Origin of the sequence: Pseudomonas sp., from assembly GCF_046581935.1 — a bacterium.
Taxonomy (GTDB): Bacteria; Pseudomonadota; Gammaproteobacteria; order Pseudomonadales; family Pseudomonadaceae; genus Aquipseudomonas.
This window is the reverse complement of record NZ_JAYGFK010000005.1, coordinates 92,713-108,959: the sequence shown is the minus strand read 5'-3', so window position 1 is coordinate 108,959 and position 16,247 is coordinate 92,713. Positions and strand designations below refer to the sequence as shown.

14 protein-coding genes and 2 pseudogenes are annotated in these 16,247 nt (G+C 57.5%); 4 read left to right on the top strand and 12 right to left on the bottom strand.

What is annotated here, in order from left to right; translation table 11 throughout:
- The first annotated feature begins 165 nt into the window (after positions 1–165).
- Entirely contained in the window at positions 166–375 is a 210-nt protein-coding gene (locus tag VCA57_RS05280; protein ID WP_411183911.1) for a DUF6316 family protein, read from the top strand.
- Positions 376–521: 146 nt separating this feature from the next.
- On the opposite strand, the gene VCA57_RS05275 is transcribed toward VCA57_RS05280, so the two are convergent.
- The 5 genes from VCA57_RS05275 to VCA57_RS05255 all read right to left on the bottom strand — a co-directional run bounded on the left by VCA57_RS05275 (position 522) and on the right by VCA57_RS05255 (position 6,170).
- Complete coding sequence (locus VCA57_RS05275) at positions 522–1,706, bottom strand: thiolase family protein (protein ID WP_411183910.1); 1,185 nt, start codon at positions 1,704–1,706, stop codon at positions 522–524.
- A 118-nt stretch (positions 1,707–1,824) separates the two neighbouring features.
- Positions 1,825–3,312, bottom strand: coding sequence for a polyphosphate:AMP phosphotransferase (gene pap, locus VCA57_RS05270; RefSeq protein ID WP_411183909.1), 1,488 nt, complete (start codon positions 3,310–3,312; stop codon positions 1,825–1,827).
- 60 nt (positions 3,313–3,372) lie between these two features.
- Positions 3,373–3,681 carry a class I SAM-dependent methyltransferase gene (locus VCA57_RS05265; protein WP_411183908.1) on the bottom strand — a complete coding sequence of 103 codons (309 nt, stop codon included), beginning with the start codon at positions 3,679–3,681 and terminating at the stop codon, positions 3,373–3,375.
- Between the two features lie 390 nt (positions 3,682–4,071).
- Positions 4,072–4,506, bottom strand: coding sequence for a DoxX family protein (locus VCA57_RS05260; protein ID WP_411183907.1), 435 nt, complete (start codon positions 4,504–4,506; stop codon positions 4,072–4,074).
- Between the two features lie 278 nt (positions 4,507–4,784).
- Positions 4,785–6,170: a transglycosylase SLT domain-containing protein gene (locus VCA57_RS05255; RefSeq protein WP_411183906.1), complete on the bottom strand. Its 1,386-nt coding sequence runs from the start codon at positions 6,168–6,170 to the stop codon at positions 4,785–4,787.
- Between the two features lie 234 nt (positions 6,171–6,404).
- On the opposite strand from VCA57_RS05255, the gene VCA57_RS05250 reads away from it, so the two are divergent.
- From VCA57_RS05250 to VCA57_RS05240, 3 genes and pseudogenes are all read left to right on the top strand, one after another.
- Positions 6,405–7,229 (top strand): TatD family hydrolase, encoded by an 825-nt coding sequence (locus tag VCA57_RS05250; protein ID WP_411183905.1) that lies wholly within the window; start codon positions 6,405–6,407, stop codon positions 7,227–7,229.
- A gap of 195 nt (positions 7,230–7,424) precedes the next feature.
- Positions 7,425–8,024, top strand: a pseudogene (locus VCA57_RS05245) (HAMP domain-containing protein); the annotation flags it as partial.
- Between the two features lie 321 nt (positions 8,025–8,345).
- Positions 8,346–8,894, top strand: coding sequence for a methyl-accepting chemotaxis protein (locus tag VCA57_RS05240; protein WP_411183930.1), 549 nt, complete (start codon positions 8,346–8,348; stop codon positions 8,892–8,894).
- Positions 8,895–8,952: 58 nt separating this feature from the next.
- On the opposite strand, the gene VCA57_RS05235 is transcribed toward VCA57_RS05240, so the two are convergent.
- The 7 genes and pseudogenes from VCA57_RS05235 to VCA57_RS05205 all read right to left on the bottom strand — a co-directional run.
- Complete coding sequence (locus tag VCA57_RS05235) at positions 8,953–9,750, bottom strand: acyl-CoA thioesterase (protein ID WP_411183904.1); 798 nt, start codon at positions 9,748–9,750, stop codon at positions 8,953–8,955.
- A 111-nt stretch (positions 9,751–9,861) separates the two neighbouring features.
- Complete coding sequence (locus VCA57_RS05230; RefSeq protein WP_411183903.1) at positions 9,862–10,629, bottom strand: CHAD domain-containing protein; 768 nt, start codon at positions 10,627–10,629, stop codon at positions 9,862–9,864.
- 72 nt (positions 10,630–10,701) lie between these two features.
- Positions 10,702–12,690, bottom strand: a complete 1,989-nt coding sequence (locus VCA57_RS05225; protein WP_411183902.1) for a DUF3488 and DUF4129 domain-containing transglutaminase family protein — start codon at positions 12,688–12,690, stop codon at positions 10,702–10,704.
- Positions 12,687–13,643, bottom strand: a complete 957-nt coding sequence (locus VCA57_RS05220; RefSeq protein WP_411183901.1) for a DUF58 domain-containing protein — start codon at positions 13,641–13,643, stop codon at positions 12,687–12,689. Before VCA57_RS05220 ends, VCA57_RS05225 begins: the two co-directional genes overlap by 4 nt.
- A complete protein-coding gene (locus VCA57_RS05215) occupies positions 13,640–14,557 on the bottom strand; it encodes an AAA family ATPase (protein WP_411183900.1) in 918 nt (305 codons plus the stop codon). Before VCA57_RS05215 ends, VCA57_RS05220 begins: the two co-directional genes overlap by 4 nt.
- Before the next feature lie 102 nt (positions 14,558–14,659).
- Complete coding sequence (locus VCA57_RS05210) at positions 14,660–15,373, bottom strand: methyl-accepting chemotaxis protein (protein ID WP_411183929.1); 714 nt, start codon at positions 15,371–15,373, stop codon at positions 14,660–14,662.
- 141 nt (positions 15,374–15,514) lie between these two features.
- Positions 15,515–15,931 (bottom strand): annotated as a pseudogene (locus tag VCA57_RS05205) (HAMP domain-containing protein); the annotation flags it as partial.
- Between the last annotated feature and the right edge of the window lie 316 nt (positions 15,932–16,247).

Here is a 16,247-nt window from a genome sequence, read left to right as displayed (position 1 = left end):
CGGTGGCCGCGCGAGGTCAGCCAGTTAGCTGACGCCAAAAATCACAAAAAATAGCCGTTCTATCTGTAAAAACCGCTAAAAATGACCATCTGTCGCTAACGCCTGCAATGCTGTAAAGGCCGCTTAGACTGAGTTCAGTAGCTCAATTTCGCGGGAGGTTCATCCATGTTCGGCCAGCGCCATATCGACCATAAACCCGGCACCCACTATCGCAGCGAGCGCGTCAGCTCAGTCAATGGCCAATACTTCTTCTCCACCCGCGAAGGCACTTTGGAAGGCCCGTATTTCAATCGAACGGATGCCGAAAGAGAGATCGCCTTCTATATCCGCCGAATGATCCAGGCTAACGAAATCATCGAGAGCCGCGCGTTTTGAACAAAAAATGGCCCACAAAAAACCGCGAGAAATCGCGGTTTTTTATGGGTTACCTACCAGCCGCAGCCTACAGGCAGGCTTATTTTCGCAATGGCAACCTGTCCATCGGACACGCGCTGCCTAGCGAAAAGAGCTGTATCTACAATTCAGCGTACCGCCTCAAACAGCCCGGTTGCGCCCATACCACCGCCCACACACATGGTGACGATGCCATAACGCAGACTGCGGCGTTGCAGCTCACGCACCAAATGGCCGACCTGACGCGAGCCAGTCATACCAAACGGGTGACCAATGGAAATCGAACCGCCATTAACGTTGTACTTGGCGTTATCAATCTGCAAACGATCACGGGCATACAGGCATTGTGAGGCAAAGGCTTCGTTTAATTCCCACAGGTCAATATCGTCAATGCTCAAGCCCTTGGCCTTGAGTAGCTTGGGCACCGAGAACACCGGACCGATGCCCATTTCATCCGGCTCACAACCCGCAGCAACAAAACCACGAAAGAACGCCAGCGGTTTGAGGCCCAGCTCGATGGCTTTATCCAGGCTCATCACCAAGGTCATTGAGGCGCCATCAGACAACTGCGATGCGTTACCGGCGGTTACCGAACCATCATCGGCAAATACCGGCTTCAGCGCAGCGAGACTTTCCAGGGTTGTGTCGGCGCGGTTGCAGTCATCATGGGCGACGATGCCGTCAACGATGCTCTTCTCGCCAGTGGCCTTATCTTCAACCTGATATTTGACGTGCATCGGCACAATTTCATCGTCGAACAACCCTTCTTTCTGCGCTCGAGCAGTCCGTTGCTGGCTTTGCAGGGCGTAGGCATCCTGCGCGTCACGGCTGACGTTGTAACGCCGTGCGACGATCTCGGCTGTCTGGCCCATGGGGTAGTAGATGCCCGGCACATCTTTTTGCAGCAGTGGATTGAACAGATTTTGCGTGTTCATGCTCTTCAGCGTCATGGTGATCGACTCGACACCACCGGCCACGATCACGTCGCTGCAACCGGACGCAATCTGGTTAGCCGCAATAGCAATGGCTTGCAGACCCGATGAGCAGAAGCGGTTGAGGGTCATGCCGGCCACGTTAGTGCCCAGCCCAGACAACACGGCCACGTTGCGGCCAATGTTCATGCCTTGCGCGCCTTCATTCGAACCGGCGCCGACGATGCAGTCATCAACCAATGCTGGATCGATGCCTGTGCGCGCCAGTAACCCATTGACGCAATGAGCCGCCATATCATCAGGACGGGTCAGATTGAACTTGCCACGGAAGGACTTGGCCAAACCAGTCCGTACGCTGTCAACGATCACCACTTCACGCATGCTGCACCTCATTGTTATTGGTTGAATTGCCAATGAGAATAAAACCGGACAATCTCACTCGGCGATGATTATTCATCAGCCGTATGCGCGACCATCCTGCAGCACACACTGTTGTTCCTCAGTCTTTAGCGAAGGCCGCTTCAATAGCTTCATTGATAGTGCGCAGCACTTTGATCCGGGCAAAGCGTTTGTCATTGGCTTCCACTAAGGTCCAGGGCGCGATTTCCGTACTGGTGCGATCAACCATATCGCCAACCGCATCGCGGTACAGCGGCCATTTTTCGCGGTTGCGCCAGTCTTCCTCGGTGATTTTAAAGCGCTTGAAGGGGATCTGCTCACGCGCCTTGAAGCGCTCCAGTTGGGTTTGCTGATCTATCGCCAACCAGAACTTCACCAACACAACGCCAGCGTCACTGAGCTGCTCTTCAAAATCATTGATCTCGCCATAGGCCCGTAGCCAGTCGCCGGTGCTGCAGAACCCTTCAACCCGCTCCACCAGCACCCGGCCATACCAAGAACGGTCGAACACGGTGAACTTGCCGCGCGCTGGCAAATGCCGCCAGAAACGCCACAGATAAGGCTGCGCACGCTCCTCCTCGGTCGGCGCGGCAACCGGCAAGATGCGGTATTGGCGCGGGTCGAGGGCACCAATCACCCGACGAATCGCTCCGCCCTTACCGGCGGCATCATTGCCTTCAAATACCGCGATCAGCGAATGCCGGCGCATACGTTTGTCGCGCATCAAGCTGGAAAGGCGCGCCTGCTCACTGACCAGTTGTTCAGCGTAATCTTCCTTGTCTAACTCCTGATTCATATCCAGGCTGTCGAGCAGCCCACGCTCATCCAAACTGGACGTCAGCGGCGCAGCATGGGGATGGGGCAACGGCCGAGTTTTCTCTTTGAGTGCGGCTTGCAGGCCCTCAAGCAAAATGCGCCCGACAGTCAGGCTACGGTAATACTCGTCTACCCCTTCCACCACATACCAGGGGGCGTAATCACGGCTGGTACGACGCAACACACGTTCACCGTAGCGCACAAATTTGTCGTAGGTTTTTGACTGCTGCCAATCCAGCGGGCTGATCCGCCAACTGTGCAGCGGGTCATCCTTCAAGGCATTTAAACGTGCCTTCATCTGCTGTTTGGAGAGGTGAAACCAGAACTTGAAGATCAGCGTGCCTTCGTCGCAAAGCATGCGCTCCATCCCCAGGGTGGTATCGATGGCCTGATCGAGCACGGCATTCTTGATCCGTCCATGCACGCGGCCTTGCAGCATCTGGCTGTACCAATTACCAAAGAACACGCCAATACGCCCCTTAGGCGGCAATTTGCGCCAGTAGCGCCAGGCCGACGGGCGAGCAAGCTCCTCATCTGTTTGCTGATCAAAGGTGTCGACCTGGATCAGCCGCGCATCCATCCACTCATTGAGTAATTTGACCGTCTCACCCTTGCCAGCCCCCTCGATGCCGTTGATCAGAATCAGCACCGCAAAACGCCCCTGCTGCTGCAGCTCGTACTGTGCTTCCAGCAGCGCCTCACGCAGTGCTGGAGCCTCGGCTTCAAAGGTTTCTTTATCAATGCTGCGGCCGATTTCGGCGGATTCAAACATGCTTCACTCCCTGGCAATGTCGCTTGAGCCTAGCGCGTTGGCTAGATCGCCGCACCCTTATCAGCGCCGGGTAATCAGCCCTTGCTTGGCCACTCGCGTCAACTGACGCACGGTCTCTTCGAGTTGGGCAGCGGCCGGGGCCTGAATAACTGCCATATCGAAATTGTTGCTGGCAAAGCGCGACAGAGATTCGCCGTCGTGAACAAAGTTGATCAGAAAGGTGCGCGGCCCTGCCCAGCGCCTGGGCCAGCCATCTAGGTAGCGCAACAGGGTTGGCTGGTGACTACCACCGAGAAGGATTTTCGGATTGCGCTGAATCAGCCCCGAAGTAATTGGGGCCAAGCGAATAAGTGGTTGGGCACAATGCATCGATATGTCTCCGCCTCATGAGTCCGCTGGGCAGCGGTGAGAGGCGACACCGAACCAGCGCTTTAGCGGTATTTCGAAGTCTCTGCAAGAGTGCTTCTAAGGGCGCTGCAATCAGCAGGTAACCCGGCGCCCCGCAAGTAGCTGTTTAAATCGGCGCATGGGCAGCATCCTAGAGAAGCGCCAACATCGCTGTCAAGACGCGCCCTCTTATGCACTGCCCAGCCAGATAACAATCGCCGCCAGCCATCTGGCGACAAGAGGTTTTGAATAAGTAATAACACTGTGCCGGGCAGTAATCCGTCGAACAATGGCTGAAGCCGGCTGAGCCCAGTACTACAACGCAAAAAGCCCACAGATGTGGGCTTTTTGCTGGTTACTGCAGCTTACTGATCAGCCAGCGATACGCTTGTCTAGCGACAGCTTGCCTGCGCCTTCGATCAGCACAGCGATGCTAATCGCCAGCAGTGCCAAGGCAAACTCGTAACCGTTGTTGCTCATAAAGAAGCCATTGGCCAAATGCACGGTGGCAATCGCTACCACCATAGTCACCGCCAGTACCGCTGCTGCCGGACGCGCCAGCAGACCGATGATTAGCGCTAGGCCACCAAAGAATTCGGCACTGCCGGCCATCAAAGCCATCAGGTAACCAGGAGCCAGGCCAATGCTTTCCATCCACTGGCCGACACCTTCCAGGCCGTAGCCACCAAACCAGCCAAATAGCTTCTGCGAACCATGGGCGGCAAATGTGAGGCCGGCGATGATGCGCAGCACGGTCAGGCCATAGCCTGCTTGAGTAGCAACAACAGATTTGATCAGAGCGTTCATGTGCAGTAGTCCTTGTAGTGGCGAGTTGATGGAGGAAATATTAAATCAATTAAAACGAAATAAAATCGAATAATATCGCTTTAACCAATCTATAAATTTGATCAATTTAGCCTTTCACATCCACTCGAAGCAGCGAGAGCACAGCCAAGGAATGGCCTAAAGAACCTATTTTCGTAGTTCATGCTGGAACGCGTTAGGTTCAAGAGCTGAAGACTGACCGATTGCTCAGTCGATGCTTAGTACGGGCACGGTAAGGCCGGAAGCACTTGAATAGAGAATCAAGGCTCCAGCGAATAGCGTTCGCGGTCATAAGCCAGATAGTACTTATTCACGCTATTCACATAGCTGACGACGCCCATCCCCATTTGCTCCATCGCCACCCGCTCCACCTGGAAGAACCACTGATTCGGGTTCAGGCCGCGCCTACGCGCTTCCGCCCGTAAGCCCTGCACCCGTTGCGGCCCCAAGTTATAGCCCGCCAGAATAAAAGCCATGCGCTCGCGCTCGTTAAGCTGTGGGCTGTTGAAATAGTTGCGGCGGATCATTGCCAGGTACTTGGCGCTGGCCTGCACATTGTTATCCAGCACATTGATATTGCTGATACCTACACTGCGCGCCGCAGCGGGGGTAATTTGCATCAAGCCAGTGGCACCGCTGGCACCTCGCGCAACGGGATTTAGCGTGGACTCTTTAAACGCTAACGCCGCCAGTGCTAGCCAGTCGAAATCATGCTGGGCAGCAAAGCGCTGCAACACCGGGCGCACTTTCTCTAACCGCTGACGCTCTCTGCGGCCAAGTGGGTCATGCACTTTGTACAAGCGTCGATAGACACGCTGAAATACCGCATCAAGATCTGCTGGGTCGTGATAAGCCTTGAGAAAGCGGTCAATACTCGCACCGAGCATTGACGCGTCACGCCGCACATACCAGCGCATGTCACCGTTGTTGGCCAACTGCAGATGGCGGTCTAGACGCAGCTTGGGCATCACCTTGGCCCAACGCTCAGCAATCGGCTGCTCAACCGCGGTCACACTGAAGATGTTGGCCTGCACCATCTCCAACACGTCCTCAATCGCCAAGGTTGGGTCGACCCACTCGATAATGATCGGTGAACGTTTGCTGTCGATCAGTTTTTGGTTTAGCGCGCGTATCGCTTCCCCAGCAACACTTCCCGCCGGTAAAGCCAGGCTGCGCCCGGAAAGCTGTTCAAGATTCTGATAACGCCGATTGCCCTGGCGGGCGACAATAATCAGCGGCACATTTCTACGGATAGCCGCACTGGCACTGAGCTTGCTGCCGCTGGGTATATTCAGCAGCTCACCAGGGGCAACCAGATCGCCTTCGCCGCGCTGCAAGGCTGCCAGCAACTGATCCTTAGCACGGGGAATAATCTTGAGTTTGAGCGTGCGGCCATCTCGCGAGTTGCGATTGAGGTACTGTTCGAAGGCGCGTAAGCGGTGATATTCGACACCAATACTCTGGCCTTTAACTTCACCAGAACTGTTGCGACTCTGATTAACCAGTACACGCAACTCACCACTGTCACGGATACTCGCCAGATCACGGGTGGCCTTGGGTTGCTCGACTTCCAGCGGCCCAGCCACACGCGCTACCGCTGTGCAAGACAGCAGCAATAGGCAGCAGGTGAGCAGCACTCGTAACATCAACGCTCCAGGACCAGAGTGACCGACAGATCAATGCAACAGGTTCATCTAAATCAGCCGTCACGGGCAACAGACTGCTCGCGCGGGGCGCGGAGGTTGGCACAGCCCGCCTTGGGATGCCAGTCACTCACAACACAAGACATTAAGTTAATTACATAAGCTGCTGTATTTATTTAATTTTTATCCACAAAAAAAGCACTAATCGGCAGCCTATAAAACTCAACAGGTAGCACCATGCAACTCATCGACATTGGCGTCAATCTGACCCACCCAAGCTTTGCTGAACAGCGTGAGGCACTCCTCACCCGCGCCTATGCAGCAGGCATCCAGCAAATGCTGCTGACCGGCACTAGCCTCACAGAAAGTCAGCATGCCCTAGAGCTGTGCCGGCAGTTGGATGCAACTGCTGAGCATTTGTTCAGTACTGCCGGTATTCATCCTCACGATGCTAGCAGTTGGAACAGCGACAGCTTTGCCGAACTAAAGGCCTTACTGGACGACCCCAGAGTGCGCGCGGTTGGCGAATGCGGGTTGGACTTCAACCGTGACTTCTCACCACGGCCACAGCAGGAGCTGGTTCTCGAACAACAGTTGGCCTTGGCGGTAGAACTGCAATTACCGGTGTTTCTGCATGAGCGCGATGCCAACGAGCGCCTGCTGGCCATCCTGTGTCACTACCGTGACCAGCTTCCAGCTGCCGTAGTGCATTGTTTCACCGGAGAAAAGCGCGCGCTGTTCAGTTACTTGGATATGGACCTGCACATTGGCATTACCGGCTGGATCTGCGACGAACGCCGCGGCAGTAACTTGCACCCGCTGGTTAAAGAAATCCCCCGAGGCCGCCTGATGCTCGAAAGTGATGCGCCCTTCCTACTGCCCCGTAGCTTGCGCCCAAAGCCGAAAAACGGTCGCAACGAACCGGCCTTTCTCATTGAAGTTCTGCGTGAAGTAGCCTTGCACCGAGGGGAAACCGAGCAGGTGCTGGCAGCCCATAGCAGCGCCAGTGCTCAGAAGTTTTTCAACTTACCCAGTTTGAGCAGTGCTCAGGCATCGTTATGAATAGCACCTGTTGATAAGGATCAATAGCGCTACGCTTACTTTCGCCGAGAATGGTGGCACTTTGCCGCACACGATTTACGTCGCAACTCTAAACTCGAAGCGCCCTACGCCGATAACAGGCTTACAAATACTCACTTTCACTACAATGCAGCCAAACTGTGTTGAGCAACCACCCTCCACAAGGAAGAAACTTGCATGGGTAACTGGATTAGCGACCTATCCCTGAAATACAAGTTTTGGGCCGTCAACGCTGTAGCCTTCGGCACCACCCTGCTGCTAGTGCTATATGCCGTTCACCTGGAGCATCAGGTGCATCACAACGCCGCCAAGTCAGCGGCACAGCAAAGCGCGAAACTACTCAGCCAGTGGCCGCAAAACAGTCCATTGCCAACGCTCAGCAATGTGTTGAGCTTCTCGCCAGAGCAACCGCCGCGCCTACCGGACAACCAAGGCAGCCTGCTGGCCAAAACCAACAGCGGCTGGGTGGACCTCAACGGCAATGAGCAGTTGATTGGTGCAGAGGTCATTACCCGTACTGACGGCCAACGCCTGGCTGTTACCGCCTACGCCCCGAGCCTGCCAGAGGTGTTTTTCGACCGAGCGCCAAGCTATGCAGTGGCCGTTGCACTGTTGATGCTACTGCTGCTAGCCGCCTCACAACTGCTGATTCGCTTCCTGCTGAGCCACCTCAACACCCTCAAAGACGTCATGTTGCAGGTGGAAAAAAGCGGTGATCTAAGTGCCCGTGTACCGCTTGAATGCAAAGATGAAGTGGGCCAGATGGCCAGCGCATTCAATGCCATGCAGGCCGGCTATCAACGCGTGGTTGGCATCGTCGCGCAATCCGCGGCGCAGTTGGATGAAGGGGCCGAGCGCCTGGCTGGCAACATGCGTGATGTACGCCACGGCATGCTGGAGCAACAGAGTGAGACCGAGCAGGCGGCCACGGCCATCAATGAAATGTCCGCCACGGTGCACCACATTGCCGAACACACCGCCGACACCCGTGATCAGTCGAAAACGGCCGAACAACTGACCCGCAATGGTCAGCAGGTAGTCAATCGTGTGGCCTTGTCTATATCGGGGCTATCTAGTGGCGTGCAGCAGACCGCGCAGATGATTGCGCAACTGGCTGCCGACAGCCAGAAAATCGGCAGCGTGGTCAGTGAGATTCATGGCATTGCCGAGCAGACCAACTTACTCGCGCTGAACGCTGCGATTGAAGCCGCCCGCGCTGGCGAGATGGGCCGTGGCTTCGCCGTGGTCGCCGATGAAGTACGCAACCTGGCCAAACGCGTACAGGTTTCCACTGACCTCATCACGCAAATGATCAACACCCTGCAAAGCGGCACCCGCGATGCCGTGGACTTTATGCAGGACAGTTCAATTAAGGCCGATGAGTGCGTCAAGCAAGCCGATGAGGCCGGTCAAGCCCTGGTCGCCATCACCGAATCAGTGGCGCATATGCGGGAAAGCAATACGCAGATTGCAGTAGCAGCAGAACAACAGAGCCAAGTGGCCGAAGAAATGAACCGCGCGGTGATCCGTATCCGCGATGTCACCGAGCAGACCGTCAGCCAGACGGGCCAATCAGCCGTGACCAGTGCGGACCTGGCCAATCTGGCGGGCGATCTGAATAAAGCCATTCGCCAGCTCAAGCTTTAGTGCACTGAAGCGTTTGCCGTTGCAGCAATCAGCAAGACTGCAACGGCATCGCTATTCCCTAGCCAAACACGGCCACTGTCTGTCGACTGATAGCGAGCAGCTCTCCCTTCGGCGACCATAACGCAGCGGCCACATGCCCATAACCATCGCGGGCATGCTCGATCTGTGCGCGATAGAGGCACCAATCCAGCGTGCTTAACTCACCTACGGGTTGCACGAACTCAATCGTCCAGGTCAACGAACTGCCCGGTGCTGGTGAGCTCAGGTGGGACAACACCGCAGGTGGCCAAGCGTCAACCAGGGCTAACAGGTGGGCTTCATTAACCGGCTCGGCGCTGTCTTGATCGCGCAGTCGCACCCAACCGCCCATTTCTCGCGACGGATTATTCGAGAAAGGCATTCCACCGAAGGCCCAGCGCATTGCTAGATAACGGGTGAACTCAGGCGTCACATTGGCGATATAGGGCATTTCCTGGCACTCATCCACGGCCTTGGCCTGTGGCGCTTGCTCGGACTTGACGACAATGCGTGACTTACGCCCAGCACCGAAACTGCCCTGCACGATGCTCACCACCTGGCCATCCTGTATGGCACGGCCCAACACCTGGCTGACGGCCTTGCCTTCGCGTAGCACTTCCACTTCAAAACTGATCGGCACATCCGGCGCTGCAGGCCCAACAAAGGTGATTGCCAAAGAACGCGGCGGCCGCTCGGCCGGCACCTTGGTGCGCATGGCTTCGTACACCAGCGCCGCCACCAGGCCGCCAAAGCTGGCGCGGCCCTGCCCCCACTGCGCAGAAATACGCACGGCCTGCGGGTTATCACGGACAGCCTGCAGTAACTCGGAAAACCCCATAAATACCTCACACCGTAAAGATGTGGACGATCTTAGGGCAAAGCCTGCTACGAATAACACGACATTTAGGCCAAACAAGCGCAAGCCATGACGACTCGTCAGCCATCCGCTCTAACGACGAGCAAAAGTTGCGGCCAATTGTTGCACCGCCAGGTCGGCCTGCTGCTCGGCACGTCGCATTGCCGCATGCCAAGCAACCACACAGGGCTGTAGGTCCGGCTCAGCTTCGGCACGCAGCAGCCATTGCCAATGGTCGTGCCAGTCCCCCAGCGTCGATTGCGCCTGCTTGAGAGCAACCAATGCCTGCTTGGATAATCCGCTTTGCTGTGGGTAAGCCTCGGTTGCATAACGCAGGCGTTTAACCAGTAAACGCAGGCGATGACGATCATGCGCCGGATCACGCAACGCCTGCGCCAAATGCCGGTGGTCTTTGCGCAGGCGTTGGCGGATCAGTTTGTGCAATTGATGCCGCTGTCCGGTGCCAAGCGCCTCTCGCCAGCGCTGCGGCCAAACATCCAGCGCCTGCAGTAGCTGAGCCAGCGCGGCACTAGCAAGCAATTGCGCATAGCCGTCCTGCAGAAGGGGCTGACGTGACTGCGCGGCTGTGCTCAGTCCTTGCTGCTGCAGATAGCCCTGCAGCACTTCAAGATCACGCAAGGGACCGGTCAATCGGCCCAGCTCGGCGGCCCGCTGCTGCAGATCACTACAGCCGGCAATTGCCGTAAAAGGACGCAGCAAACTGCGCAGTTGGCGTAAGGCAATGCGCAGATCATGCAAGGCCTCGCCATCGGTATTCGCCAGCAGCCGTGCATGGCAAGCAAACAGGCGTACCTGTATACGCAGCACGTGCCGCAGCACTTCATCACCTAAACCTTGCATGACCCCACCCCCAAGTACCCGCACCTCAGCTTACGCCCCCACCCATAAGCCACAAGTGGCCAATGGTCGCGCTTACATGCGGGTGAAACGCCATGGCAATGCCCGCTGCAAAGCCTTCAAGCGTTGGCGCAACTGCACCGCTGAAAGCGCTTGCCCGGCATAGCGCTGCGCTTCAAAGGCTGCGGCAAAATCAGCAATTGCCTGAGCCTGTGCCGGTAACTCCTGAGCTGCCCGCGCAGCAAAGTCGCGCGCACCTTCGCTGGGGTTACGCTGCACACCATGGCGCGCCAGCAAACCCTCAAAACGCCGGAACAGACGCTGTTGCACATCACGTTCACGCTGCCAAGGCTTGAACAGCCAAAGCGCAAGCAAGCCGAGCAACATTGCACCACCGCCGACCAAGCCGATCACCAGCGACCGAGCATCTACGCGGCCTAACCAACGCTGGAGAAACTCCAATTGCTGCTGGCTCTGGTAGCCCAACACCCAGCGCTGCCAGCCGTAATTGACGTTGTCCCAAGCCATGCGCAACTCATTCAGCCAACTGAGGTTGCGATAGCGCAACGGGGAAAAGGGCGAGTCCTCAAGAAAGCTCTGCTCACCCGCCAAGGCTTCCTCCAGGCCCAAGTCAATCCGTTCGGGCGCAACCTGGAACGTCGGGTCCACGCTGACCCAGCCCTGCCCGGCCTGCCAATACTCGACCCAGGCATGTGCATCAAACTGGCGCACCTGTACGTAGTTGCCGGCGGGGTTGTACTCACCGCCCTGGTAACCGGCTACCACGCGGGCCGGAATACCCGCAGCGCGCAGCACAAAGGTCATGGCCCCGGCGTAATGAGCACAAAAGCCGCTGCGGGTCTCGAACAGAAAGTCATCAATATTGTTTATCCCCAGTCTCGGCGGGCGCAGGGTGTAAGCGTAGGGCTCGCGGTTGAAGTGGCTGAGCAGCGCCTGCACCAATTGCTCAGGCTGTGGATACTCTCGCTTGAGTTGCTCGGCCCAGGCGCGACTGCGGGGTTCGCCTTGCGTAGGTAGCTGCAAGGTACGCTGCCTCATCTCAGCCGATAGTTGCGGCTCGCGCAGCGCCTGAGGCCAGGAGGTCACCTGATAAATCAGCGAACGCTCCACCGGCTGCCGCCGCTGCAGGCGAAAGTCGCTCATCAACCGGGTCTGCTCCAGGTTGGTTTCTGCTACATCCAGAGCAAACAACCAGCGCTGCATACTGGGCTGCATCACAATGCTGTAGCTCAGCGCCTCACCCTGTTTTTGCCACTGCGCGCCAGGACCATACTCCGCGTAATTGGATTGCGACCATCGCCTGCCATCGAAGCGCTCCAGAGTCAGGGCTCGCCAGTACAGTGCACTGCGCGGTGGTGTTGCCGCGTTGAAACTGGCGCGAAAGGCCAATGCGGAGGAGCGGCTCAGCTCAGCAATATCAGCCGGCGTCATGCTGTCCGACAGGCCCGTGGTGGCCTTGCCATTGACCACCGGCAACGACCACAACGGGCCCATTCGCGGGAAGAACACAAACAACAGCAGCATCACCGGTAGCGCCTGCAACATCAGCGCGCCGGCCAGGCGTGCGGTCGGCCACGGCTGCGCGGCCAAACTGCTCTGTTGCAGACCAATCAGCGCAGCGAGCAAGGCGGTGACCGGCAGCAAGCTGTAAAACGCCATCAGCATGCTGTCATCAAACAGGTAAGCGGTTACCACCACAAAAAAACCAAGGAAAATCAGTACCAGCGCATCGCGCCGTGTACGCATCTCCAACAGTTTGAGCACGAAGGCGGCCACCAGCAGCACCACACCCGCATCCAAACCGACCAAGCTGCCGCGCGAAAGAAATACCCCGAGCGCCGCTGCCAGCATCAAAGCGCCTTTGGCCCAGGCATTTGGGTAGCGCGCACGCATGCGGAAAATCTGAATGCGCCAGGCCGCACTGCCCAGCCACAACCCGATGATCCACAGCGGTAAATGGCTTACGTGCGGAATGATCACCAACACCTGCGCCACCAGCAGCCAGGTCAGGCTGATGCGTGGGATCACAGCAATACGGCTCATGCTGCACGCCCAAACAGCGCCAGGGCGCGCAGGCAAGCATCGCGGTGCAATTCGCCAGTATCGGCCGTCAGTATCTGGCCCGGCAGGCTCAGAGCAAATGGCTGCTGGCGCTCGGAAAGTTGCAGCACCCAATAGCAAAGCAGTGAAAGACGGGCTTCGACATCGCCGGTCAGCACCTCGAAATCCAGGTGTAGGTCACGCCCAGTAATCGAGGCAAAATCCTTAACCAACAAACCCTGGCCACGGGAATAAGCCTTCCAGTGCAGGCGACGCTTGGAATCGCCGGGCTGATAATTTTTCAGCCCCTGGTAATCATCCGCACCCTGGCCATGGGGCCGACTGCCCTCCTCATCCTGATTGTCACTAGCACCAGCGGACAACGGCAGTTCGCCTATCAAGGGGCGCGGATAGACCAGCACTTGCTGATCTAAATCGAGCCAACTCCAGGCGACCAAAACACCCAGTGGAAAACGGCTCTCCACACGTAGACGACCCGGTCTTAACCAGCCGCGCTGCAACGCGGGTAGATTCAACTGGCACTCGCAAACGCCTTGACCCGGCACATCCTGGGTCTGCAGTTCAACAGCTGGCCAGCCCAAGCTGACCGCATGATGGGGACGTTGGCTACTTTCCAGGCGCACGCGAAAACTGGCGGACTCACCGACGAACACCGCAGGCGCGCTGCCGGCCTTGAGAATCAACCCGGCCAGATTGCGGTAGGTGTGCAAAATGGCAACGACAAAAACCGACGCCAGTAGAAAAGTCAGGCCATAGGCCAGGCTGTTCTGATAATTGATGGCCGCCAGCAGCATCAACAGCAATGCCAGCAGAAACGTCGCACCGACTCGACTGGGGATGATGAAAATCCGCCTACGGTTCAGCCGCACACTGGCGGCCGGCGGAATACGCCGAGCCAGCCAACGGTTCCAGCGCGGTTTTAGCGGGGCAATCAAAGCGCCGGCACCTCACGCAGCAACCATTGCACCAAACCGCCAGCACCATGTCCGGCAGGGTCAGCGCGCTCGCGCAAGCGATGTCCGACCACCGAGGGCAACACCGCCTGTACATCTTCTGGAATCACATAATCACGCCCGGCAAGAAACGCCCAAGCGCGCGCAGCCGCCAACAATGCCAAACTGGCCCGTGGAGACAGTCCCCAAGCAAATTGCGGCTGGGTGCGGGTGGCATCTACCAGGCGCAGCACATAGTCGATCAAGGCATCGCTGGCGCGCACCTTGGGGATTTCCGCCTGCAGCAGCGCCAACTCGCGGTGATCGAGCAGTGCGGTCAGATTGGGCAATAGTGAGCGACGCGACTCGCCCACTAGCAGCGCCTTTTCAGCCACCTTGCCGGGATAGCCAAGCGACAGGCGCATCAGAAAACGGTCCAACTGCGACTCCGGCAAGGCGAAGGTGCCGCCCTGGCTCACCGGGTTCTGCGTCGCAATCACAAAAAAGGGTTCAGGCAACGGCCGAGTGGCGCCCTCGATGGTCACCTGGCCCTCCTCCATGGCTTCCAGCAAGGCACTCTGGCTTTTCGGCGTGGCGCGGTTGATTTCATCGGCCAACACCAGCTCGGCAAAGATCGGCCCCGGATGGAAGATAAACTGCCCGGTGTCCTTGTCGAATACCGAGGTGCCGAGAATATCGCCAGGCAGCAGGTCAGAGGTGAACTGAATGCGCTGAAAGCTCAAACCTAGCACCTTGGCCAGAACATGGCTAAGGGTGGTTTTACCCATCCCCGGCAAGTCTTCGATCAGTAGATGACCGCGCGCCAGCAGGCAGGTCATGGCCAGGCGGACCTGAGCTTCCTTGCCCAGTACCAGTTGATTGACCGAATCCAGGCAGGCGTCTAATTTCGTGCGCATCGCTCACTCCTTATGCAAGTGACTCGATGCTACTGGGCCGCATAAGGTCGGCAAAGGGCAAAGTTACCTTTGCTCACGAATCTGTGCGACCTGCACGCAACTTTAAAAACGAAAGTGCGCTGCCATGCTCTGCAAATCGCGCCCCAACGCCGCCAGTTGAACGCTGGAACTGGCCGATTCATCCATGGCCAGCGCAGACTGATCGGCAATATCGCGAATCGACGTAACGCTCCGGCTGATCTCCTCCGCCACCGCGCTTTGCTGTTCAGCCGCCGCCGCAATTTGCTGGTTCATCTCGAAGATCTGGCTGACTGCTGCGGCAATTTCCGCCAGCGCACCTTCGGTTTGATTCGCATCCGTCACGGTCTGCTCAACCAGTGCGCCACTCTGGCGCATATCTTCGACGGCGCGCCGAGTCCCTTCGCGAACGCTGGTGATCAGTCCTTCAATTTCCGCCGTGGATTGCTGGGTGCGCTTGGCCAGTGCGCGCACCTCGTCGGCCACCACCGCAAAACCACGGCCCTGCTCACCAGCCCTGGCGGCTTCAATGGCGGCATTCAGAGCCAGCAGATTGGTCTGTTCGGCCACGTTCTTGATCACCTCCAAAACCGCATCAATACGTTGCGTATCCTGGCTTAGCCGCTCAATGCTCTGGGTCGTGGTTTGCATGGCGGTTGCCAGCTGGTTGATGCGGCCAATGGTCTGCTGCACAACGGCCACACCGTTGTTAACCCGGCGATCCGCCAGCTCAGTTGACGCTGCGGCGGCCTCGGCATTACGTGCCACCTCATGCACCGTGGCAGTCATTTCACTCATCGCCGTAGCGACCTGATCGGTCTCGACCTTCTGCCCATTGACGCCCAAACGTGTTTGCTCAGTGGTCTCGGATAATGACTGAGCGGACGCAGAAATCTGCGTCACCCCACCTTGCAAGCGCCCAACCATCGCTCGCAGGTTGCTGGACATACCCTGCATAGCCGTCAGCAGCTGACCCACTTCATCACTGCGCAGCACTTCAATATCCGCCCCAAGGTCGCCATCGGCAATACGCCGCGCCTGTTCGATCACCTGCTTCAGTGGCCGCACGATAAGCAAAGTAATGACCAACGTGGCCAGCAAGCCAATAAACAGTGCCAGCACCGTGGCCAGTACGATCAACCAGGTACTGGCCTGTAATTGCCCATATAAGCTGGTCTTTTGCCGCGCATAAGCTTGATCAACCTGCGTCAGAATGCGCTCAGCCTGCTGCACCAGGTTGAGGTACTCACGCTTTTGCTGTTGCAGCAACCCGGTGTACTCGTTGAGCCGGTCGTTGAACGAATTGACGTTGCCGATCACCTCGGCAAGCACTGCCGCATAGCCGGGATCGTCCATGGCATCACGCAACTTGCCAGCCAAGGCCTGGGCATCGACCGCTTCCTGGATAATCGTCGGCGCAGCCTCACCGCTGCTACGACTCTGCTCCAGTAACACGCGAGCCTGGTCCAGCGCGCGCAGCAATAATTCATGCACCTGACTGATCTGCATGGCCTGCAGCACGGAATCACCGCCCTCTTGGCCTTGACTGCTCTTGAGCAGGTCAACCCCGTCCTCTGCCAAACCATCTTTTAGTAGATCCAGGCTGTTAGACGCACTGACCACCAGCCAGGTGGCGGCATCCAGTGACAGGTGCATGTTGTCGCTCTGCTCG

What these genes read in the sequence shown, in the direction of transcription:
- VCA57_RS05280 (WP_411183911.1), top strand. Translation starts at nt 166, where the DNA reads ATGTTCGGCCAGCGCCATATCGACCATAAACCCGGCACCCACTATCGC.
- VCA57_RS05275 (WP_411183910.1), bottom strand. Translation starts at nt 1,706, where the DNA reads ATGCGTGAAGTGGTGATCGTTGACAGCGTACGGACTGGTTTGGCCAAG.
- pap (WP_411183909.1), bottom strand. Translation starts at nt 3,312, where the DNA reads ATGTTTGAATCCGCCGAAATCGGCCGCAGCATTGATAAAGAAACCTTT.
- VCA57_RS05265 (WP_411183908.1), bottom strand. Translation starts at nt 3,681, where the DNA reads ATGCATTGTGCCCAACCACTTATTCGCTTGGCCCCAATTACTTCGGGG.
- VCA57_RS05260 (WP_411183907.1), bottom strand. Translation starts at nt 4,506, where the DNA reads ATGAACGCTCTGATCAAATCTGTTGTTGCTACTCAAGCAGGCTATGGC.
- VCA57_RS05255 (WP_411183906.1), bottom strand. Translation starts at nt 6,170, where the DNA reads ATGTTACGAGTGCTGCTCACCTGCTGCCTATTGCTGCTGTCTTGCACA.
- VCA57_RS05250 (WP_411183905.1), top strand. Translation starts at nt 6,405, where the DNA reads ATGCAACTCATCGACATTGGCGTCAATCTGACCCACCCAAGCTTTGCT.
- VCA57_RS05240 (WP_411183930.1), top strand. Translation starts at nt 8,346, where the DNA reads ATGATTGCGCAACTGGCTGCCGACAGCCAGAAAATCGGCAGCGTGGTC.
- VCA57_RS05235 (WP_411183904.1), bottom strand. Translation starts at nt 9,750, where the DNA reads ATGGGGTTTTCCGAGTTACTGCAGGCTGTCCGTGATAACCCGCAGGCC.
- VCA57_RS05230 (WP_411183903.1), bottom strand. Translation starts at nt 10,629, where the DNA reads ATGCAAGGTTTAGGTGATGAAGTGCTGCGGCACGTGCTGCGTATACAG.
- VCA57_RS05225 (WP_411183902.1), bottom strand. Translation starts at nt 12,690, where the DNA reads ATGAGCCGTATTGCTGTGATCCCACGCATCAGCCTGACCTGGCTGCTG.
- VCA57_RS05215 (WP_411183900.1), bottom strand. Translation starts at nt 14,557, where the DNA reads ATGCGCACGAAATTAGACGCCTGCCTGGATTCGGTCAATCAACTGGTA.
- VCA57_RS05210 (WP_411183929.1), bottom strand. Translation starts at nt 15,373, where the DNA reads ATGAGTGAAATGACTGCCACGGTGCATGAGGTGGCACGTAATGCCGAG.